The 20,868-nt window shown below is 46.5% G+C and carries 17 protein-coding genes; 6 read left to right on the forward strand and 11 right to left on the reverse strand.

Annotated features, from left to right (window positions below):
• Nucleotides 1-163 precede the first annotated feature (163 nt).
• Nucleotides 164-1,036, forward strand: coding sequence for a carboxylating nicotinate-nucleotide diphosphorylase (nadC, locus tag NG796_RS09710; protein ID WP_261206478.1), 873 nt, complete (start codon nt 164-166; stop codon nt 1,034-1,036).
• Between the two features lie 78 nt (nt 1,037-1,114).
• Here the strand turns inward: nadC and NG796_RS09715 are convergent, their stop codons facing one another.
• From NG796_RS09715 to NG796_RS09730, 4 genes are all read right to left on the reverse strand, one after another.
• Nucleotides 1,115-3,370 carry a PhoX family protein gene (locus NG796_RS09715; RefSeq protein ID WP_261206281.1) on the reverse strand — a complete coding sequence of 752 codons (2,256 nt, stop codon included), beginning with the start codon at nt 3,368-3,370 and terminating at the stop codon, nt 1,115-1,117.
• Entirely contained in the window at nt 3,370-4,053 is a 684-nt protein-coding gene (gene phoU / locus NG796_RS09720) for a phosphate signaling complex protein PhoU (RefSeq protein ID WP_261206284.1), read from the reverse strand. The genes NG796_RS09715 and phoU overlap by 1 nt, the downstream gene beginning before the upstream one ends.
• A gap of 106 nt (nt 4,054-4,159) precedes the next feature.
• Nucleotides 4,160-5,509 (reverse strand): PAS domain-containing sensor histidine kinase, encoded by a 1,350-nt coding sequence (locus NG796_RS09725; RefSeq protein WP_261206285.1) that lies wholly within the window; start codon nt 5,507-5,509, stop codon nt 4,160-4,162.
• Nucleotides 5,510-5,723: 214 nt separating this feature from the next.
• Nucleotides 5,724-6,476: a winged helix-turn-helix domain-containing protein gene (locus tag NG796_RS09730; RefSeq protein ID WP_261206287.1), complete on the reverse strand. Its 753-nt coding sequence runs from the start codon at nt 6,474-6,476 to the stop codon at nt 5,724-5,726.
• 233 nt (nt 6,477-6,709) lie between these two features.
• Here NG796_RS09730 and NG796_RS09735 point away from each other — a divergent pair, with 233 nt between their 5' ends.
• The gene (locus NG796_RS09735) at nt 6,710-7,456 is read left to right on the forward strand and encodes a creatininase family protein (protein ID WP_261206288.1); all 747 of its coding nucleotides are present in this window, start codon (nt 6,710-6,712) and stop codon (nt 7,454-7,456) included.
• Here NG796_RS09735 and NG796_RS09740 read toward each other — a convergent pair whose 3' ends face one another.
• On the reverse strand, nt 7,457-9,526 hold the full coding sequence (locus NG796_RS09740) for a WD40 repeat domain-containing protein (protein ID WP_261206289.1): 2,070 nt from the start codon (nt 9,524-9,526) through the stop codon (nt 7,457-7,459).
• A 225-nt stretch (nt 9,527-9,751) separates the two neighbouring features.
• A complete protein-coding gene (radA, locus tag NG796_RS09745) occupies nt 9,752-11,584 on the reverse strand; it encodes a DNA repair protein RadA (RefSeq protein ID WP_261206291.1) in 1,833 nt (610 codons plus the stop codon).
• Nucleotides 11,585-11,748: 164 nt separating this feature from the next.
• Here radA and rpaB point away from each other — a divergent pair, with 164 nt between their 5' ends.
• The 3 genes from rpaB to NG796_RS09760 all read left to right on the forward strand — a co-directional run bounded on the left by rpaB (nt 11,749) and on the right by NG796_RS09760 (nt 13,797).
• The gene (gene rpaB / locus NG796_RS09750) at nt 11,749-12,477 is read left to right on the forward strand and encodes a response regulator transcription factor RpaB (RefSeq protein ID WP_254565506.1); all 729 of its coding nucleotides are present in this window, start codon (nt 11,749-11,751) and stop codon (nt 12,475-12,477) included.
• Between the two features lie 88 nt (nt 12,478-12,565).
• Nucleotides 12,566-13,219, forward strand: coding sequence for a cofactor assembly of complex C subunit B (locus NG796_RS09755; RefSeq protein WP_261206293.1), 654 nt, complete (start codon nt 12,566-12,568; stop codon nt 13,217-13,219).
• A 59-nt stretch (nt 13,220-13,278) separates the two neighbouring features.
• Nucleotides 13,279-13,797 (forward strand): DUF456 domain-containing protein, encoded by a 519-nt coding sequence (locus tag NG796_RS09760; RefSeq protein WP_261206295.1) that lies wholly within the window; start codon nt 13,279-13,281, stop codon nt 13,795-13,797.
• 57 nt (nt 13,798-13,854) lie between these two features.
• On the opposite strand, the gene NG796_RS09765 is transcribed toward NG796_RS09760, so the two are convergent.
• The 5 genes from NG796_RS09765 to rfbB form a co-directional block, all read right to left on the reverse strand.
• Complete coding sequence (locus NG796_RS09765) at nt 13,855-14,577, reverse strand: HpsJ family protein (RefSeq protein ID WP_261206296.1); 723 nt, start codon at nt 14,575-14,577, stop codon at nt 13,855-13,857.
• Between the two features lie 38 nt (nt 14,578-14,615).
• Nucleotides 14,616-15,284 carry a cyanoexosortase A system-associated protein gene (locus NG796_RS09770; protein ID WP_261206298.1) on the reverse strand — a complete coding sequence of 223 codons (669 nt, stop codon included), beginning with the start codon at nt 15,282-15,284 and terminating at the stop codon, nt 14,616-14,618.
• 10 nt (nt 15,285-15,294) lie between these two features.
• Nucleotides 15,295-16,131 carry a cyanoexosortase A gene (gene crtA / locus NG796_RS09775; RefSeq protein ID WP_261206300.1) on the reverse strand — a complete coding sequence of 279 codons (837 nt, stop codon included), beginning with the start codon at nt 16,129-16,131 and terminating at the stop codon, nt 15,295-15,297.
• 203 nt (nt 16,132-16,334) lie between these two features.
• On the reverse strand, nt 16,335-17,021 hold the full coding sequence (locus NG796_RS09780) for a PEP-CTERM sorting domain-containing protein (RefSeq protein ID WP_261206302.1): 687 nt from the start codon (nt 17,019-17,021) through the stop codon (nt 16,335-16,337).
• A gap of 559 nt (nt 17,022-17,580) precedes the next feature.
• Nucleotides 17,581-18,690 carry a dTDP-glucose 4,6-dehydratase gene (rfbB, locus tag NG796_RS09785; RefSeq protein WP_261206304.1) on the reverse strand — a complete coding sequence of 370 codons (1,110 nt, stop codon included), beginning with the start codon at nt 18,688-18,690 and terminating at the stop codon, nt 17,581-17,583.
• Between the two features lie 247 nt (nt 18,691-18,937).
• Between rfbB and NG796_RS09790 the strand changes: the two genes are divergently transcribed.
• A complete protein-coding gene (locus NG796_RS09790) occupies nt 18,938-20,752 on the forward strand; it encodes a CapA family protein (protein WP_261206306.1) in 1,815 nt (604 codons plus the stop codon).
• Nucleotides 20,753-20,868 lie beyond the last annotated feature (116 nt).

Here is a 20,868-nt window from a genome sequence, read left to right on the forward strand (position 1 = left end):
CCTCACCGCGCTTTACTACTTTAACTAACCCACCGGGGTTTGTCAAGCGTTTTTGAGGATTTTTTTTGACTTTTTGGAAAAAAAGTCTGGAAGCCATGCAGGGAAGGAGTTTCAGGTGACAAAAAATTTGGTATTTCCTCATACAGGAAACGATAAGGGGGCGATCGCAGTAAATTCTCAAGCTGCGTTGCCCCCTTGGATTGTCTTGGACCCTCTATTCCAGGGATGGTTATTAGAGGATATTGGTCGGGGCGATCGCACTACGAGCGCTATCTATATAGATGGAGTTCCCCCAGGAAAGGCGGAATGGATTGTCAAAGAACCGGGTGCATTGGCGGGATTACCGTTCGCCCGTCGCGTCTTTAGTCTGTTAGATTTGGCGGTGGAGTTCACTCCCACGATCGCAGAAGGGGAGTATTGCCAACCCGGACAGGTGGTCGCTCAAATCACCGGCCCTGTGAATGCCCTTTTGACAGGAGAACGAGTTGCTCTGAATCTGGTGATGCGTCTGAGCGGTATTGCTACCCTGACTCGGAAATATGTGGAAAAAATTGCCGATTTGCCGGTGCAACTGGTGGATACCCGCAAAACCACCCCGGGACTGAGACTTTTAGAAAAATATGCCACTCAAGTGGGGGGCGCTAGAAACCACCGCATGGGATTGGATGATGCGGTAATGATTAAGGACAACCATATTGTGGCGGCAGGAGGAATTGGAGCAGCGATCGCCCGAGTCCGTTCTCAAATTCCCTATCCCTTAACCATAGAAGTGGAAACTGAAACCTTACAGGATGTGGAAGAGGCCCTGGAACATGGAGCCGATATTATTATGTTGGACAACATGAGTGTTGAGCAGATGAGGGAAGCGGTCCCCTTGATTCGTCAGCATAACGACCGGATTTCCATTGAAGCCTCTGGCAACATCACCTTAGAAACCATCCGCTTAGTTGGAGAAACGGGAGTGGACTACATCTCAACCAGTGCCCCGATTACCCGATCGCCCTGGTTGGACTTGAGTATGAAAATTAGAGGGTAAACCAAAAACAGGCGCTTCAAGCGCCTGTTTTCCAATATAGGGGACTGCAATTCGTCCCTCCATATACCAACGATCTATCTATATAGAAGTCATCCCTGGAGGAATCGGCTGGGAATCCAGACGACGAATGGCAACAACTGCGGGTATGGGCGGGTCATTCGGTTGTTTTGTGGGCCAGTTTGAACCGACGGGGACCTGACGAGTTTGGATAAATTCCTCTCCCTCTGTTGTGATCATGGCGAACTGCCGAGTTTCTACTGCGCCATTCATCCGGATTCCATTCGCTTCACCGGGATGTTGGACGGCTAAAAATAGAGTACGTTCATCCTGGGTTAAAAATGGGCCGGTTGTTTCACACTCCATTGGTCCCAATCCGAATAAATAGGCGTTTCCAAGATTGGGTCCCGTTGTAGGAATGAACCAAATCGAATTATTGCCAAAGATGCCGATTTGCTTGGCAAGGCCGATCGCCTGTCCCGAATCATCCACCCGAGTGGGAACCGCACCGTTGAGTCCGCCGGTACTCATATCCGTTACTATCCAAAGATTACTTCCGGAATCTACTAATAAATTATCGGGGTTAGAGAATCCTATTCCCCCCTGTGTGGGTTCGCCCCCTAGAGCCAATTTTTCCCATGTAAAGGAGAGGGAAGCGGGCTCGTTACCGTCTTCCTTGAGGCGGAAAATCCACCCAAAGGGATAAGGAGTCTCGCCTTTGGGTCCTGTAAAAATTCGGTTATCGGGACCACCTTCCGGTGCAGACCCTCCAGCAGTAAAGGCGATATAAAGAGAACCATCGGGAGCAATGATGGTATCTTCAGGACGAGCGGTGCAGGTGACGCCAGCAGCATTCGCCGCATAGTGAGCATCAATTAAAATGGCTCCTTGTTTTTCTTCGGGATTGCCTATATACAGGTCCCCGAGGGTTTTAAACTGCTGTTTAAAGGACTGGATCTCTTCGTCGCGATCGCTAATGAAATAACCCCCTTGGCGTTGGTTCCCCTGTCTGGAGGTTGGTAGTTCTCGTTTGGGTAAAGAAATGAGATTCCCTACTAGCTGACTGGGAAGCTGGGGGTCGATCGCTGTTTCCGGAATCAGAGGAATCCAAGTTCCAGTCCCATCGGAGTTGAATTTCGCTCCATACAGTTGACCGTCGGTCAATAATTTGGAGTTAGCTTTATCTGTAGGATTGGTGACAACCCCTTGACTGACAAACTTATAAAGGTGACCCCCCTGGCGATCGCATCCTGAATAAAACGCTAGGGGTTTTCCCGATGCCACCCGCACGCCTACCGCTTCATGGCGATAGCGGCCCAACCAAGTGTGTTTGGTCCCATAATCGTTGGGGTCGGTGGGGTCAATTTCTACAATCCATCCATATTTATTCCCTGCTAACCCAAATACATTGCCTTGTCCGTCCAGGTTATTAGCAGCCAAATCAAACGGTAACTCCCCTGGGTCAAAAGATGTCCCATCGGCATAGACGGGTTCTGGCACCTGGGATTGAAAATTTTCCTCCGCACTCAATACCGTTCCCCAGGGGGTCGTCCCACCGGCACAATTGCCAAAGGTACCAATGATGCGATCGCCCAATTCATCCCGGTACCCTTGCATCTGCTGTTTTTGAAAAATCTTCACCCCAGGACCTGTTGCTTTTAAATACCGGCCATTTTTTAACCCAGAAATGCCGGAAATTCGACGATCTGCGGGGGAATTAGTTCTTTCCCATTGGCCTTCCGGGGTGCGTCGTAGAGAAATCACCCCGAGTCCTTGATCAATTAAGGCTTCTTCGCAAATTTGCTGAATTTGGGCTTTTAGCGGATTGTTATCAGCCAACGCAAAGGCATTAATCAGGGTGGCTGATTCTCCCTTGGAAGCCTTAGATATTCCAGTCTTAACCTCTTCTAAGGGTAAGGGTTTTTGAATAACTAAGGGATAGGTCTGCATCCAAATTTCTGGACTTACATATTCAAAATTAATAGCGAGATAGCCTTGATCTGGTGCGGTTTCAATGAAAGAAAGATAATCATTGTTGTAGCCAAAACGAGAATCGCCCACAGGGTCTCCCCATTGGGCGATCGCATCGTAAGTAAACCCTTCAGGAAGAACTAGATCGTCAAGGACTTCATAGCTGCTGTACTCGGCTATTTGTTGAGCAGGTACAATCCCATCGGTGGGAACTGGCAGTGGCCCTTTTACGGGTTTAAAATTAAAACCTTGAGATTTAGAGGAGGACTTTAATCCTGGTAAATTGCAAGATTGCAGGGAACTCAGGGCGAGGGTACCGGCAAATCCGCTGAAGAACAGCAAGAATTCGCGCCGTTTAATATTCATTATCGATGACCTGTAACGATATAAGAGACTCGCTGTCCAATATTGGTAGCATGATCAGCCATCCGTTCGAGGTGGCGAATCAGTAACGCCATTAATAACAGCGGTTCAACCACCCCTTTAATATCACGCTGATTGGCGAGGATGTGATAAAGGTTATGGTAGGCATCATCTACAATCGAATCCAGTTGTTTCATTCGTTGGCCTACTTCGGCATCGAGATCAGCCAAAGCCACGAGACTGGTTGCCAGCATTGCTCTGGCTTGGTGGGACATTTCCTCAATTTCCGCCATGCAGGGATGAGGGGGATAAGGAAAGAGTTTAACGGCAATTTCGGAGATATCCTGAGCATAGTCACCAATGCGCTCTAGGTCTCGCACGAGCTGCATAAAGGCCCCGAGTAACCGGGAATCCATTGCGGCTGGGGCTTGCAAGGTCATGAGCATGACGCATTCGGATTCGATTTGCCGATAAAAGCGATCAATTTGTTTGTCGAGTAAGGGAATCGCTTCGGCAGCGGACAAATCTCGGGCAAATAAGGCTTGATGACTTAGACGAAAAGAATTTTCCACTAAGGCACCCATCCGCAAGATATCCCGCTCTAAGCGTTTTACTTTCCGCCTAAAATGAGTCAATCTAAAATTTTTACTATAGGACGAAGCAAGGAGTTCGGCTTGACTAGCCATTCGTTCTAAACATAACGCTACAACGGGTTAATAATTTGACAAAACGGGTTTTAAAAACGGTATTAGGGGATACGTTTAAAAGGATGGCAGTGGATGAGATAGAATTTTAGGGATGGGGATGGAGAACAGCCCGATCGCCGGGTAGTCGCAGTTGCAACCAAGCTCCGCCGGTGTCAGGATGGTTGTTGGCTTTAATGGTTCCCCCGTGGGCTATGACGATTTGTTCAGCGATCGCCAAGCCGAGTCCCGATCCTGGACTGGTAGAATAGGCTTTACCCTGGCTTTGATTGGGGTCAAGGGACTGTCTAGCGCGCGCTGGGTCTCCTCGGTAGAGGCGCTCAAAGATATAAGGGATATCCGACGGACTAAAGCCCGATCCTGAATCGATCATATCAATTTGGACGATTTCTCGTTCCCAGGTTAGCTGGCTATGAGGGCTACTACGCTCACCCAAAATTTCAGTCGCGATTAGGGCTTGAATTTTGCCCTGGGGTGAACTGTACCGAATACTATTATCCAAGATATTCAAAAAGACACGATAGAGTTTTGACTCATCTGCTTCAATGAATACCTGTTCAGGTCCCGAATACTCAAAATTGATTTGTTTCGGACGGGCTAACGGTTCTAAGGTTTGCCAGACGGACTGAATCAAGGCACAGAGATCCACAGATTTGAGGACAAGTTTATCCCCTGGATCAACTTCCAAATGAGTTAGTTCGAGCCAGTCCTGTACGAGTTTAATCAGCCGATTCGTTTCTCCCGATAACCGCTCAACTCGCTGACTCCAGGGGGGCTCTAACCGGCCTTGTAAGGCTTCAGCCACTAAGCTAATACTGGTGAGGGGGGTTTTTAGTTCGTGGGCTAAATCGTTCATCCAGCGATCGCGATTTTGCGCCAGGGTGACTAAGGGTTGGCGATTTTCTAAAAATACCCCGACTTGTCCCTCACCTAGGGGCCAACTACACCCTCGTAAGGTGAGCGATCGCGTTTTGCCCATTTCTGACCCATTTTGACAAGCCGGATGAAACACCCACTCCCGCACCTGGGCTTTTTGCTGTTGTCGAGTATTGTCAATAAGCTGATCCAATTCATAGGACCGCACAAACTTCAGTAATAAACGCGGGGAACTCGGTTCCCACTTCTGAATCTGGAGGATCTCCTGCGCTTGGGAATTGCACCAGACTAATTGGTTTTCTTCGTCAACTTGGAGATACCCCACGGGAGCAACTTGTAATAATTGCCGTCCTTCTTCTACCTGGGCTTCTAGCTGTTGTCGCTCTTGTTTCATCCATGCGATCGCTCTACGCAATCGAGACATCATTGGCATATATAAGCCAAAAGAATCGATCGGCAACCCCCCCAACCAATGTTGTAACTGCTGGCGCATCCAAAATTGTTGGCACAGCCAAAATCCAATTCCCACAGCTAGGCCCAGGAAAAATGCGACTATAGCCATTTCGCTTCCTCGATATAGATCGCTTTTTGGAAAGTGATTGATCCCACCCAGGGTTTAGCTGTGACCCCACAGCGCCATCAGGTTGAGCTGTAAGGATTTTCTCACTCTCATGAAGGCGGCGCGATCGCTCTTGGTCTCATGATATAAGCAATTGCGGGATGGTCGCCAGAGGTAAACCGAGGACGCCGTTTAACCGATGAACCGATCGCCGGTTTTAGCCTAACCGATAGCCAAATCCCCGAACCGTAATGATGTACTCCGGTTGGGACGGATCCCGCTCTAATTTTTCTCGCAACCACCGGATATGAACATCAACGGTTTTGCTATCTCCCACAAAATCCGGACCCCAAACGCGATCGAGCAACTGATCTCGGGACCACACCCGCCGGGGATAGCTCATAAACAGCTCAATCAGGCGAAATTCTTTCGGAGATAAGTTCACCTCTTCTGTGGAAACCATCACCCGACATTCCTGGGGATATAACGTAATCTCTCCAAATCGCAAGACTTGCGGATCTATTGACCCATTCAGGCGTTGACGACGGAACAAAGCTCGACATCGCGCAATAAACTCCCTCATGCTAAAGGGTTTGGTCAGGTAGTCATCGGCCCCTACTTCTAAACCTAATACGCGATCGGTTTCGCTCCCTTTGGCACTCAAAATCAAAATCGGTACCGGGTTCCCTTGTTGACGGAGGAGGCGACACAAATCCAGTCCGTTGACCTGGGGGAGCATAATATCTAAAACAATTAAGTCAAAGGGAAAATCCGTTGAGACAGGTTCGGCTCGATACAAACTGTTGAGGGCGCTCTGCCCATCTGCGGCAATGCTGACTTCGTAACCTTCCTCCTCTAAGGCTAAAACCAGCATTTCCCGAATCAGGTCTTCATCTTCTACAACTAAGATCCGATGATTTTTGCTGAATTCTGCCCTAGGAAGGGTTTTGGTTGCTTCCACAGAAAACATGATTAATGAGTGTTGTGATTAATATCATTTCCATTGTTACAACAAAACGGCCATGAAATTTGTTTCGGTTAAGGTATCTAATTTTACGGATTGAAGGTTAAGGGAGCGATCGCCATTTTTCCTCGCGCTATTTAGCCCTAAAAATGGTAAAATATCCAGGCTTGTTAGGAATTCTGGTTTAAATTCCGGGACTTCATTTAACTGGCACTTTGATCACTTTACCCAGCACCCTCATGTTATTGCACTTAAGTACCTGGCCTGAAGTCGAAGCGTATCTCAAGGATCACAGTGGAATCATTCTACCGATTGGTTCGACGGAACAACATGGCCCTACGGGACTAATTGGTACTGATGCAATTTGTGCTGAGGCGATCGCCCGAGGGGTTGGGGAAGCAACCCAAGCTGTCGTAGGTCCCACCATTAATGTGGGAATGGCGTTGCACCATGCTGCTTTTCCGGGTACAATCAGCCTCCGTCCCAGTACCTTAATTCTGGTAATTCAGGACTATCTGACCAGTTTAGCTCAGGCCGGATTTACCAAATTTTTCTTTATTAATGGTCATGGCGGAAATATTGCCACGCTCAAAGCTGCATTTTCCGAAAGCTATCATACTATCGGGGGTTTAAACCTCCCCAATAGCGACTCTATCCAGTGCCAAATTGCTAATTGGTTTACTTGCAGTTCGGTTTATAAACTCGCCAAAGTGCTATATGGGAATGAAGAAGGTTCTCATGCCACTCCCAGCGAAGTTGCGCTTACCCAGTATGTTTATCCTGAATCAATTAAACAAGCTCCTTTATCTAAAGAAGTTGCTTCCGGTTATCCGATTTATGGTGCGGTAGATTTTCGCCGCAAATATCCAGATGGCAGAATGGGTTCTAATCCGGCGTTGGCAACGCCTGAACAAGGGAAGCAATTCTATGATTTAGCCGTTCAAGAGTTAACTCACGCTTATTTAGACTTTATTAAGGGCGAATAATTAATAAAATGGTCGCCAAATTTTTACGGTTTTATCATGAGATCCACTGGCAAGAAAATTACCATCCGAACTGAACGCCACGGCATTTACGGAATCAAAATGTCCAGTGAGAGTGCCAATCAATTCGCCAGTTTCCAAATGCCAAAGTTTGATGGTTTTATCATGAGATCCACTGGCTAATACGGGCGATCGCGGGCTAATAGCGACGCACAGCACTTCGGCGGTATGACCCCGCAAGGTCCGGGTAGGGGCTGCTCTAGTGCCTCCTTCCGAAGGGCTTCTCTGGATTTGCCAGAGTTTAATGGTTTCATCGCGACTGGCACTTGCTAAAACATGACTGTTGGGACTTAAAGCAACGGAAGTCACTGGGGAATTCCCAATCAAGGTCCGGACCAATTGTTGAGTTTTTACCTGCCAAATTTTAATGGTTTTGTCGGTACTTCCACTTACTAAAAGCTGACCATCAGGACTAAAGGTGACTGAATAAACAAAGCTAGAATGTCCGATGAGAGTGCCTAGTAATTCTCCGGTAGAAACTTGCCAAAGCTTGATAGTTTGGTCTCCGCTACCCGAGGCTAAAATTTCTCCATTAGGACTAAAGACAACGGAATAAATAGGGACAGAATGACCCGTTAAAATATGTAGCCGCCGATTGGTGGGTAGATGCCAAAGTCGAACAGTGGAATCCGCACAACCTGTCGCTAAAAACTGGCGATCGGGACTAATTGCGACGGAATAAATAGAAGCCGAATTATCCGTGATGCTATCGGGTAATCCCGGAGATTGTTCTAAGTTTTTTAATTGCCAAATATTAATGCTTTTATCCCAACTACCACTGACTACCAAATAAGGCGATCGCCGTTCGGGATCACTATTTTGCTGACCGAATGCGACAGATACCACGGAATCCGAATGACCGATCAGGGTATTGATACATCGCCAGATTGGACGCATCACATTCAGGCTTGATTCCCCTCGGGAAACTGGGAGTCCCGTCAGTACCACCGATGCTATGGGTACTCGTTTTCGCTCAGAATTATAACGGTTTGGAGAAAAATTAGGGGGGTTGGTCAAATCTTCTTTTAATCTTTCTTGTTTAGAGGGAGAGTCCTCAAGTTCTTGACTACTTTCTAACAGTTCTAAAACTTTTTCTACTTTAGGATCAATCAGCGAAATCCTTTGATTATTAGGCTTAGATAGATCTTCTATTAAACTGGATAAATCCGAATCTTTATTATCTAATTTTTTTAAATCTTGATAGAGAGCTTCACTATCAAAATCAACAATTTGAATAAAACTCAAATAATTTTGAGGGTAATTTAATAGCTTTTGGGTTTGATGAATAACTTTTTTGATATCTTCAACGGTAGAAATTACATCCCATTGAAACACTGCAAAATTTTCCGTTTCATCCTCTAAGAAATCTACAAGTATTTGATTACTCTGAAGAGTTTCAGCCAAAATTAAGCTAACACAAGGCAACCATTCGGAGCGAAAACAATTTCTAATGTTTTCCGGTAAGGCATCAATATAAAGTTCAGCCTCAATCTGGTTTTTGAGGTCCTGAAGTTGCTGACTCCGTGTCCGAATATCCAAACTAGAGATTTCTTCGGCAGTCCCACAAAGCATTGGACTCTGAGTAATGTTTTTAAGCCAACATTTGCTTTCATAAGTGCCAAATGCCTCTTGTCGTAAAGCAGTTACCCGCCGCTTTAACCAGGCTTGAATTTGACTATACTCTGAGCCTTTGATGGGAGTAGGATCAGAAAACAAGTCAGTTGGTTGAAACTTGGCAGGGTGGAGGGCTACAATAATTCCCTTAATCAGCGCTTCGATAAATACTAGCCGCACCCGAGAATTTTGGGGAGAGAAGGTAGCATTTCGCCAAATGATAAATAAATGACTTAATTGAGCAAGGGAAAGCTGGCCTAAAATCCCAGAGTTTAAAGCACCAGTAATTTTACCTCCAAATAAGGAGGTTCCCCAGATTAAGGCGCTTAGTTCGTCTAGCACGGATTTGTTGCTATTACTCAAGGTGTTGCCATCCAAGTCATTCACGGTTTCGTTCAACGAACGATTTACCCCTATGGAGGAATTCGGGAAAGGTCATCGCCCCATCTGCGTTAGGGATGAGATGAACGATGGGATTGAAGTTAAGGTTTTGGTATCGCAACTCTAGGGTTAGAGATAAAGAATAGATCGGACAAGTAGCGATCGGCCAGTCTCTCTGACCCGGGTTAGCAATCGGGGTATCAATGTCTTTAATCCAGAAGCCATTCGGGGCCACCGATTGGATTAAAAAACGGGATTTTCTGAATCAAAGTCATCATCAAAATCATCGTCAAACTCATTTACAAAGTTGTCAACGTTGGTCTCACCCGGCAGGAGGGTGCTAGATTCAGGCGAATTGGGAGTGTCTGCAAAGGCTTGGTTCGCCGGACCGGGAATAGCTTCAATGATAGCGTCAAGCACTTTAGAGACAGAAATTACTTCTAATCCTAAGTCTGGAGGATTTTGGCCGTGGGGAACGATCGCCCGTTTAAATCCTAATTTCGCTGCTTCTCGCAGGCGCAATTCTAATTGAGACACCGGACGAACTTGACCCCCCAGGCCAACTTCTCCAATAATCACCGTATGGGGATCGACAATGCGATCGCGAAAAGACGCCACCACGGCGATCGCTACCCCTAAATCCGCCGCTGGTTCACTAACATTCAAACCTCCCACGGAACTAACATAAGTATCCAACTTAGACAGGGGGACCCCCACTCGTTTTTCTAAAACGGCCAAAATTTGCACCAATCGATTGCTATCTATCCCGGTAGTGGCACGACGCGGGGACCCAAAGCTGGCGGGACTGACTAATGCCTGCAACTCCACCACAATCGGTCGAGTCCCTTCACAAGCCACAATGGTCGAAGAACCCGAAGAAAATTCCTCCCGACTGCCGATAAACAACTCCGACGGGTTAGCCACTTCTTTGAGTCCATTCGCCACCATTTCAAAGACGCCGATTTCATGCGTGGCCCCAAATCGATTTTTCATGGAACGCAGGAGACGGTGACTGGCAAAGCGATCGCCTTCAAAAAACAGCACCGTATCCACTAAATGTTCCAAAACCCTCGGTCCGGCAATCCCTCCCTCTTTCGTAACGTGGCCAACAATAAATAAGGTAATATTTTCGCGCTTGGCAACCTGCATCAGCGCTGAGGTACATTCGCGAACCTGAGCGACAGAACCCGGTGCAGAAGTCAGAGAGGGAAAATAAATCGTCTGAATACTGTCAATTACCGCTAAATAGGGTTTCAGAGATTCCAGTTCCCGCAGTATTTCTTCTAGGTCCGTTTCCGGCAATAAATAAAATCGAGGTTCTTCATTGGATTGAGCCGTTTTAGCGGGTTTTACCGACTCAGTTGCCGTTTCTAAAGTCGCCTGGGTTTCCTCTAAAGGCTCGGTGTCTTCTAGGCGTTCTGTCAGTTGATTATCATTTTCCCGTAAGGATTCGGGTACTAAGTCAGGTCCAAATGGATTTTGGGGGAGAGCAGCCGAGAGGCTAAGCAGTTCTTCTTCGTTGCTATTGAATTGTTCTATATCTACCATCTCATCGGCGATCGCAGGAAGTTGAGGAGGATTCTCCTCCAGCACTCCATTGTCAACACCGCTGATTAAGCGCTGAGCACGCAATTTGACTTGCAGTCCCGACTCCTCCCCGGAAACATACAGAATCCGATGGTCTAGGGCCAGATTACTCGCCACTTGTAGCAGCAAGGTGGATTTGCCAATTCCTGGCTCCCCCCCAATCAAGACCAAAGAACCCGGGACAATGCCACCTCCAAGGACCCGATCCATCTCGCCATATCCCGAAGAACAGCGAGCGATGCTCTGTTCGGCAATCTGAGATAATTTAAACGACGATCGCGGCTGTCCCTCAGATTTGTTTTGATCTCCCCCGCCCTCCCGCATCCAGGAATTTCCACTTAAGCTAGGCCGGGAAGGGTTGCTAGAAGTCGCGGGAACTACCTGTTCGGTGAGAGACCCGTAAGTATCGCAGGCGGGACACTTGCCAAACCACTGGGGAAATTCGGCTCCGCACTCGTCACAAATATATTGAGTTCGCTGCTTAGGCATTCGTTATTGATATTGACCCTGAGTAATGAGTGGAGGCAAAAAACAGGCTTGATGAATGAGCCGGGAGCCATCAGATTACTCTGCTGGCTAAGAGCAAGACAATCCAAATGGTACAGTATTAAAAATTAAAGATTAGATAAGACGCTTAAGGAGCCTTGAGTATCTTGGAAAACCATAAGGAAAAAATACTCGTAGTTGATGACGAAGCCAGTATTCGTCGAATTTTGGAAACACGGCTTTCCATGATTGGCTACGATGTGGTCACAGCGGCAGACGGGGAAGAAGCACTAGAAACCTTTCGGACGGAGAATCCAGACCTAGTGGTACTGGACGTGATGATGCCGAAGCTAGATGGCTATGGCGTCTGTCAAGAGTTGAGAAAGGAATCTGATGTCCCTATCATCATGCTAACAGCCCTGGGAGATGTGGCCGATCGCATCACCGGATTGGAGTTGGGAGCCGATGATTATGTGGTCAAGCCGTTTTCACCCAAGGAACTTGAAGCCCGGATCCGTTCGGTACTACGGCGAGTTGAGAAAACGGGTGCTTCTGGCATTCCCAGCTCGGGCGTCATTCATGTGGCGAATATCAGAATAGACACGAATAAGCGCCAGGTTTATAAGGGAGACGAGCGGATTCGTCTCACGGGGATGGAGTTTAGTTTGTTGGAACTGTTGGTGAGCAAGTCAGGGGATCCGTTTTCGCGATCGGAAATTTTGCAAGAGGTGTGGGGATACACCCCTGAGCGCCATGTGGATACTCGGGTGGTGGATGTGCATATTTCTCGTTTACGCGCCAAGCTAGAGGATGATCCGAGCAATCCGGAGCTAATTTTGACGGCGAGGGGAACGGGATATCTGTTCCAGCGCATTATTGAGGCAGAGGAGGCGTAAGCAGTTGAGGATTTAGAATTTTAAGTTCTAAATTCTCAAGAATTTTCCTGGCGCTGTTCCGCATCTCTGATGGGATGATTCTTTGACTATGGCTAAACCGGATGGAAATGTAGTATTACGGCGCTTACCCTTGGTTGCTGGTGGATTAGGTGGGGTGCTTTTTTTTGCCAACCGGGTTTTAAGTGTTGAAATTACCGATTCCCAAGCGCGATCGGATGTCTTGGGGGTGATTTTAAGTGCGTTGTTAATTTTAACGGGGTTACTTTGGCAACAGGTTCAACCCAAAGCGCCGGAATCGGTGGAGTTAATTGGGGAAGAGGGGTTTGAACTGACCCCGGATTTGCCCGAACGGAGCAAAACGGAACTGGCATGGGCGTCCCTGATGTTGCTGACCAATACGGTAACGCGATCGGTGGTGGTGTGGTATGACGGACGAGTTTTGCTGCGCCGGGGGATTTTAGGGCCGGAAAAGGAAGTCAAACCAGGGGCGATCGTGCAACGGGCGATCGTCCAGCAGAAGCCGGTTTATTTGGTGGCGCTCAAGTTATATCCCGGAAGGATTGAGTTTGACTATTTGCCGGAAAATACCCAAGGGGTGATTTGTCAACCGTTGGGCAGTCGCGGGGTGCTGATTTTGGGGGCGAATGCTCCGCGTAGTTATACGAAACAAGATGAACGGTGGATTGAGGGGATTGCTCAGAAAATAGCCGAAAATTTGAGTCATTATTTAGAGAGTGACTAAAAAATGACTGAAGAATCACCGTTCAAAATAGCCTTGCAGCCGCATTCATTGAAGAGCTTATGACAATTTTGTATTGGGTACTGATTGCCGTGATGATTTTGGGCGTCATCGGCGCTGTGGTTCCGGGGGTTCCGGGATCGAGTTTAATTTTGGGATCGATTATCATCTGGGCGATCGTCCAGGGTTTTGGGACCGTCGGTTGGGCATTAGGGGTGGCGATCGTCGTTTTAGTGCTGAGTGTTAGCATTGACTTACTCGCCACCTATTTCGGGGCGAAACGAGGCGGAGCCAGTAAGTGGGGACAAATTGGGGCGATCGTGGGCTTTCTCTTGGGCTTTTTAGGGCTACTCCCCGCCCTACCCATTGGCGGACCTTTACTCGGCATTCTTCTGGGTCCTCTGTTAGGAGCCATCATCGGAGAATACCTCTACCGACGGGACCTCAACATTGCCATTAAAGCCGGGGTTGCCGTTGTCGTGAGTTCCGTCCTCGGGAATTTAATTCAAGGAATCCTCGCCCTAGCCGTCGTTATCTTTTTTGTAGTCACAACTTGGCCGCCTCCGGGGTTGGGCTTATAGAAAAAATCGGGAGAGGGACTGGAAACGACTCCAGTCTCTTTTCCCTAATTTACGGGTTTAACGTGCCCAACCCGTTCCCCGCCAAATCATAAAAAATAGGACACTAGCAACCAATGCCCCCAGATTCCACTTCACGGAATTTTTGAGTAAAGTCTGGCGCTGATTTTGGATCTGTTGTTGCGATTGAACCTGCACTCGTTCCTTCGCCGTCGGAATATTAGTCAGAATATCTGCTTTAAGCTGTTCCGTATTTTGTCCATCCACCGGCAAACCCAATCGATTCAGTTCTAGGGCCAAAGTTTGTAGTTGTTCCGGGGTTCCTGTTTGGACTTGCTCCTCGATTTGTTGTAAGAGAGACAACTCTTGTTGAGCCTGGGTGTTAATTTGATTAGTGGTATTGGCATTAATCCGCCCCGTATTGATAACACCTAACGGAATCAATAATAGAGATAACACCGCAAGCAGTAGGGTTAACCAAGACAGAAATTTTAAAAGAAAATCTTCTAATCCATTGCGGTTATAGTCTTCCCCAAAAAAAACAAGTGCTAGACCCAATAAGGGCACAGGCACTCGCTCAATTAAGCCTCCCATTGTTTGTAATTCCCACGCCGGGTTCATGAAACTGGGGGCAATAAAAAGCTGGATCGTATCAAACAAAGCTAATACTAACAAGCCATAACCAATCAGGCGAAGCCGACCAATCGAGCGCAATTGATCGGCACTAAACCGCAAAAGTTCATCAACGGAACGAGTCAAATCGAAACCTTCAGATTTAGTCATAAATTTTGCATCCCTGTTGACAAGAGGGTTAAAATAAATTAAGGCTTAGGAAAGCGCGGCTGCCACCAAGCATACCAAGAAACCCAAGCATTTTCCAAGACTGGATAGGCTTGCTCAGCCGTAGTCTCCTCTAAGGGCATAGAGAGAATAGTCCAGAGGCAGCGAAAATCTCGTAGTTCTTGTTGCCCCAGCAACCAAGGGACCAAACGAGAAAGTTGCAAATCATAAGTATTACGGTTATTCCGAAACTGTTCGTTAGTGACGGTACTGCCCCCGTATGGGTTGATACAGGAACTGAGGTAGGCTCGCTCTGCTGTTGCAGCAAGACCGTAGAACCCTATTCCTTCTTGGTGATGTATCGTTAGTTTACCAGGGGAGGTCTCCGCATCAAGGTGCTTCTCTCTCATTTTTTGGATGTCGCCATTCGTTTTGATGAGATAGCGCATCTCAATATCAAGGTATAGATTATTTTTATGATATTGATAGAGAGTACCCGCTACTATGTTGGACTCCTGATCTTGTTGAATTGGCTCGCTCTGAAGTGTTTGCCAGTCAGTTAAAGGGATATTTTGTGGGAAGTTAAAGGGAGTTACAGTTGATTTACTTGAGGTCGGATAGAGTAGTATTTTTCCTAAAACTGATACTAAGCCTCCGAGAATCAGCGCCAACAAAAAAATCCTAAGTTTTTCCCCGTAAAGCATTGCCATAATCAGGAATCTATTTTTGTGTTGTATTTGGCGATTCATGTCGCAGGATGAAAACCCAACAAAATACTCCCAATAGTAAAACTCCAATCATTGAAAAAATAAGCGAACCTTCTCCAAAATGCCAGTATTCAAAAGAATCTTTATCAGAGTAAGCGACTAAAAAGCCCATCAGGGCGACCCGGATTCCGTTAATAATAAACCCTAGAATTCCTGCTAAAAATGGTATATAAATTTTCTGTTTTACTGTGGTAGGGAACATAAATAAGAATAGTATGGATAAACCTAAAAGCTGAAGTATTGCACTGTACCCAGAACAGCCCGAGTAAACTTCAATGCTTCCGGTAGGTAAACTTACATATATTCCTTTATGAGTTACTGGAAATCCCAGATACCACAGGATCATAGCAGCAAATTTAGCGGTTAGGGGAGAAATATTAAATATTTTCAATAAGAAGCCGGTGGAAATTGACATAAAGCCTAAAATAAAAAGCTCTTGCCAATATTGCTTAATACCCTTAATTCCCGAAGCCAGTAGGGCTAGGCCAAGACCTGACATAAATGGAGATAAACGAAGGAAGATATCATAGGTATTCAGAGTGGCACTTTTCATTAGGACTAAAGAGATGATCCCGATCCCTAAAATGGTGGAAGGTAGACTGCTTTGGAGTTCAAATGATTTATATCTTTCCCAGATTAAAAATGCTGCCCCTCCTAAAAATAGCAGACTGGTCCCAACGAAATCTGCTGGCGCATATCTCGAAATCAAAGTGAGATTGATGATCATTAATCCAGCAGCGATTCCCAATAACCAATATTTGGGTTCTTGTGTCACTTGTACAAAAGACATATTGAATTCACCACACACTATTAATAGGATGGATCTGCAATGCTACCGATGATTCCAGAAAGAGGAGATCGCCCCGACTGAGAGATTTGGTCATAAGCGATCGCGATCGGCGTTAAGCAAAAGCAGTTGGCATTAATGCCAACTGCCTTATTCTAATCAATTTAACCTCCATGTGGAGATAGCAACTCCCTTTGATGATTTATTTACTGGGCGTCAGTGCTACGACGTGTACGAGAGCGACGAGCGGCAGCAAGACCGGCAGCACCCAATGCTAAACCTCCCATAGTTAGAGGTTCCGGGACAGCTTCTGCAGTAACTACAAAATCATTAAAGTCTAAATCGGCCTGGGCGCTTCTTCGGTCTTCAAAGCCCAATGCTACAGGTCCACTAAAGGGATTACTTGATTGGAAGGAACTGGCTGTAGTGAACGCTTTGCCTTCGTCTCCACCCAGTGAGCCAAAAACAGCACGCTGGGAATTATTAGCATTGAACTCAGAAGAGCTGAAAGCACTTCCCACTGTTTTTCCGTTATATGTACTAACCAGTCCCAGGGTGTAGACTTTATTTGCCAAGAAGGTAAAGGTATCATTTACCATTTGCATGGCATTACCCAGAGTTGACTGATAATTGTTGGCACTCTTATTATCAGAGGCTTTTACTTCTTGAAATAGGACTCCATTCTCTACAGCTTGGAGGGACCCATTACTGAGAACTTCAAAGACTTTCAGTGTAGATTGGTAAGCCCCGTAAGAATGGACAAAATTAAATTTGACTTGTTGTTCCTTCTCAAAGCTGATCCCATTAGTACCAAAAGTAAAGGCGCTCGCTGGACCCGCAATTCCCAAGATTGCTGTTGCTGCTGTGATTCCGATAATTAGTGTTTTGTTCACTTGTTGCACTCCTTTGTTTGTGTCTTGCATCATTGAAGCTTAAAGGTTATATAGCAATCGAATGAGATTGAACCAGATGGGGTAGTTTCCCGTTTCCCCAAAAAGGGTGGGTTCATAACTATCCGAACCATTAACTTTCTGTCAAAAGTGAATTGGGATTGCTATATATTTTTCTATAATGACCTAATTTCTGGCGATAGGCTAGAGGGTTTATGGAATCTTCACAATAATTTCTGGCCCCCCAAATTTAGGGTGTGAGCGACTTGCCCTTGTTAAATAATATATTCCCTTAAGCGGATAAAAGCTGCGATCGCTGCGGTCTAGTCTTGGTGATCTCGATCGCCGGTTTAAAACAGGCATTTCGGAGTTTACTGAGTGAACTAAAAAAATAGGGTAAAATCTCCGTAGTTTTACGGAGATTTACTCCCCGAATATTCAAAGTTTTAAGGCCTAGAGGGGTTGACACATTGGGTCTGATCGCCATTAGGGAGTAAAACACGCTGCAAGAGGATGGCACTGATGATGGCGATCGCCTCAGTCATTTGAACTTTCTGACCTTTTAATTGGCATAAACCTGGCGATAATAGTCCTGGTACTCCGGAGAGAGTAGAGGACGCCACCACTCTTGATGAGTCAAATACCATTGGACCGTTTGCCGTAGACCCTCTTCCACTGTGACTGTAGGGGTCCACCCTAACTGAGTCTTAATTTTCGTCGCATCGATCGCATAGCGGCGGTCATGGCCGGGTCTATCTTTGACAAAGGTCATTAAGGACTCGCAAGGGCCTACCGGCAAATCAGGAGCCAACTCATCCATTAACTGACATAACATCCTTACCAAGTCAATATTTTTGACTTCGTTATTCCCCCCAATATTGTAAGTTTCCCCTGGAGTCCCTTGGTGAATTACCACATCTAACCCTCGGCAGTGGTCCTCCACATACAACCAGTCCCGAATATTTTGCCCATCCCCATACACAGGTAAAGGTTTACCCAGTAGCATATTAATGCACATCAGGGGGATGAGTTTTTCAGGGAAATGGTAAGGGCCATAATTATTGGAACAATTTGTAATCAACGTTGGGAGACCGTAGGTGTGATAGTAAGCACGGGCTAAATGGTCACTTCCTGCTTTGGACGCGGAATAAGGACTATTGGGGGAGTAGGGAGTCCTCTCCGTAAATCCCGGATCCTCGGGACCTAGACTTCCATAGACTTCATCGGTGGACACATGGAGGAAAATCGGTCCCCGTTCTCCGGAGTTGGGAACTGGTAAAGTTTGCCAGTGGTTGCGAAAGGCTTCTAATAGGGTAAAACTACCAACGACGTTGGTTTGAATGAATGCTGCTGGACCTAAAATAGATCGGTCTACATGGGATTCGGCGGCAAAGTGGGCGATGGTATCGATCGCCTCCTCTTTGAGCAGATTTTCCACCAAGGGGCGATCGCAAATATTCCCCTGAACAAACCGATAGTTCTCGCTACCTTCGAGACTGGCTAAATTTTGAGGATTACCCGCATAGGTGAGGGCATCAAGGACCACGAGGCGATCGTCGGGATAGCGCCGACACCAGTAATGAACGAAGTTAGCGCCAATAAACCCAGCACCGCCAGTCACTAATACGCGACGGGACTTTCGATTTTGAGGAGAGTTCAGACTAGAGGTCATGCAGATAGCTTCTCTATTTCTTAGCAGACTTCTTCAAAAATACCTTGAAAATCGCCGCGAAGCGTGACCCCGATCCTGTAATAGATCACTATTGGCACAGTATTCGATACTTCTAGGGGTTTGAATAAAGAAGTGGCTACTCTAAACGGCTCAATTGCCATCCCAGGAGCGGGCGTACCCAGTCTAACTTCTACCCCTAGCCTTACCAACTCGATTTACTCTATTTATTGGTGTGAGGAGACGGATTGTGGACGCGCAAAATATCGTGAGTTTAGCCAAACAAGGAGATCCAGGGGCGATCGCCCTATTGCTGAATCAAGCATTACGAATCAGAAATATGACCGCCCAAGTGGTTCGCAACGACAATCGGCTGCATATCCTCTTAGAAGCCGATCGCATCCCCGATCGCGAAGCTTATATTGCCTACATTCAGGATGGATTAACTCGTCTCAATGTCCGTTCCATTGACTCCGTAAGGGTTTATGCCCGACAAATTGGGCAAAAAGTTCCGGCATGGGATGAAGCCTTTGAGTTCGACAATGCAACCATTAGCCCTCTGTCTTCTCCCTCGGCAGTCCCCGAGAAACCCGCTACCAAACCAGCCCCCACTCCGGAATCCTTGCCCATTGCTACAGACCAAACTCCAATCTCTGCGACTCCTTCCCTAACGCCTGTACAGACATCGACACCGAGTCCCAGGCAGAGTAGCAACCGAGAGAGCGATCGCGCTGTCGGTGAGCCCGTTATTCCCCAACCTGCGATCGCGGAAATAGAGAACGCCCCACCCCAAAAAACAATCCCCTCCAAAACATCCCGGGCGATCGGCCATACCCTTAAAATTGTATTACCCACCCTGGGAATCATGAGCCTGATCCTGGGTACAGGTTGGGACTTCTTCAGAAACGGTGAAAAATTCCATCCGGCTGTTCTTTTATCGAGCGCATCTGAAACCCTAGCTACAGTCAAACTACCTGAACCCCCAGAATTTCCTTCCTTTGCCACCCCTTCCGATTCCCTCGAACCCTTAAAAGTTGACAATATTCTTAACAACTTCCAAGCACTCTCTCAACTGGTTGATTCTTCTATTCCCACCCAGCCTATTACCATTAAAGCGGTGGGAGATATTATTCCAGGAGTGGACTTCCCCAGCAATAAGCTTCACCCCCAGCCTGAAAAACTTTTTCAGGGAGTCACTCCTTATTTACAAGGAGCTGATTTAGTTTTTGGTAACTTTGAAAGTACGTTAACAGACCATCCTTATTCTGGAAAAAATGTTAGTCGCCCTAATGTTTTTGCCTTTCGCACTCCCCCCAGTTATACCCGCCTATTAAAAGAGGCGGGTTTTAATATTTTAAGTGTCGCAAATAATCATTCATTAGATTTTACCGAACAAGGGTTTGAAGACACCATCAAAAATATTGAAGCTGCGGGAATGGTTGCTACCAGCCGGAAAGGAGAAATTGCTTATACCACCGTAAATGATATTCCCATTGCCTTTATTGGGTTTAGTACCTACTCTTATCACAACTCTATTCTTGATTTAGAGGCAGCAAAAGCGCTGGTTGCAGAAGCCCAGAAAAAGGCGACCTTGGTTGTGATTTCCTTTCATGGGGGTGCAGAAGGAACCGGCGCTATCCATGTTAAAAACCGAACGGAAACCTTTTTTAGTGAAAACCGAGGGAATTTGGTAGAATTTTCCCGGGAGATGATTGATGCCGGGGCGGATTTAGTCTTAGGTCATGGTCCCCATGTTCCTCGGGCATTAGAAGTTTATCAGGGAAAATTAATTGCCTATTCTTTAGGTAATTTCATGGGATATCGCAGTTTGTCTACGGTAGCGGAACTGGGGTATTCTTTAATTTTGGAAGCAAAAATTGATATAGAAGGTAATTTTATAGAAGGTCAAATTATTCCGATTCATTTAGATAGTCAAGGAATTCCCAGTTATGATTCCCAAAATCGCACGGTTAAGTTAATGCAAAACCTAACCCAAAGCGATTTTCCCGAAACTCCTCTATCTATCGAATCCGATGGAAAAATTGTGAAGGTAGATTCTCAGTAAAAGAAGAGAGATAAGAGGGAAATAAGAGTTTAGGGGAGGCAGATGAAAAGCGGTGAGGCTAGGGTTTGACCGAAAAGTAATTGGGAGGATTGACCTTGGGAGGAGCCGGGGCGGGA

This window comes from Laspinema sp. D2d, from assembly GCF_025370755.1.
Classification (GTDB): Bacteria; Cyanobacteriota; Cyanobacteriia; order Cyanobacteriales; family Laspinemataceae; genus Laspinema.

Excerpts from the sequence above, each read along its gene's own strand:
- NG796_RS09715 (WP_261206281.1), bottom strand. The coding sequence starts at position 3,370 with ATGAATATTAAACGGCGCGAATTCTTGCTGTTCTTCAGCGGATTTGCC.
- rfbB (WP_261206304.1), bottom strand. The coding sequence starts at position 18,690 with ATGACCTCTAGTCTGAACTCTCCTCAAAATCGAAAGTCCCGTCGCGTA.
- NG796_RS09770 (WP_261206298.1), bottom strand. The coding sequence starts at position 15,284 with ATGGCAATGCTTTACGGGGAAAAACTTAGGATTTTTTTGTTGGCGCTG.
- phoU (WP_261206284.1), bottom strand. The coding sequence starts at position 4,053 with ATGGCTAGTCAAGCCGAACTCCTTGCTTCGTCCTATAGTAAAAATTTT.
- NG796_RS09765 (WP_261206296.1), bottom strand. The coding sequence starts at position 14,577 with ATGACTAAATCTGAAGGTTTCGATTTGACTCGTTCCGTTGATGAACTT.
- NG796_RS09725 (WP_261206285.1), bottom strand. The coding sequence starts at position 5,509 with ATGGCTATAGTCGCATTTTTCCTGGGCCTAGCTGTGGGAATTGGATTT.
- NG796_RS09760 (WP_261206295.1), top strand. The coding sequence starts at position 13,279 with ATGACAATTTTGTATTGGGTACTGATTGCCGTGATGATTTTGGGCGTC.
- radA (WP_261206291.1), bottom strand. The coding sequence starts at position 11,584 with ATGCCTAAGCAGCGAACTCAATATATTTGTGACGAGTGCGGAGCCGAA.
- NG796_RS09735 (WP_261206288.1), top strand. The coding sequence starts at position 6,710 with ATGTTATTGCACTTAAGTACCTGGCCTGAAGTCGAAGCGTATCTCAAG.
- crtA (WP_261206300.1), bottom strand. The coding sequence starts at position 16,131 with ATGTCTTTTGTACAAGTGACACAAGAACCCAAATATTGGTTATTGGGA.
- NG796_RS09755 (WP_261206293.1), top strand. The coding sequence starts at position 12,566 with ATGGCTAAACCGGATGGAAATGTAGTATTACGGCGCTTACCCTTGGTT.
- NG796_RS09730 (WP_261206287.1), bottom strand. The coding sequence starts at position 6,476 with ATGTTTTCTGTGGAAGCAACCAAAACCCTTCCTAGGGCAGAATTCAGC.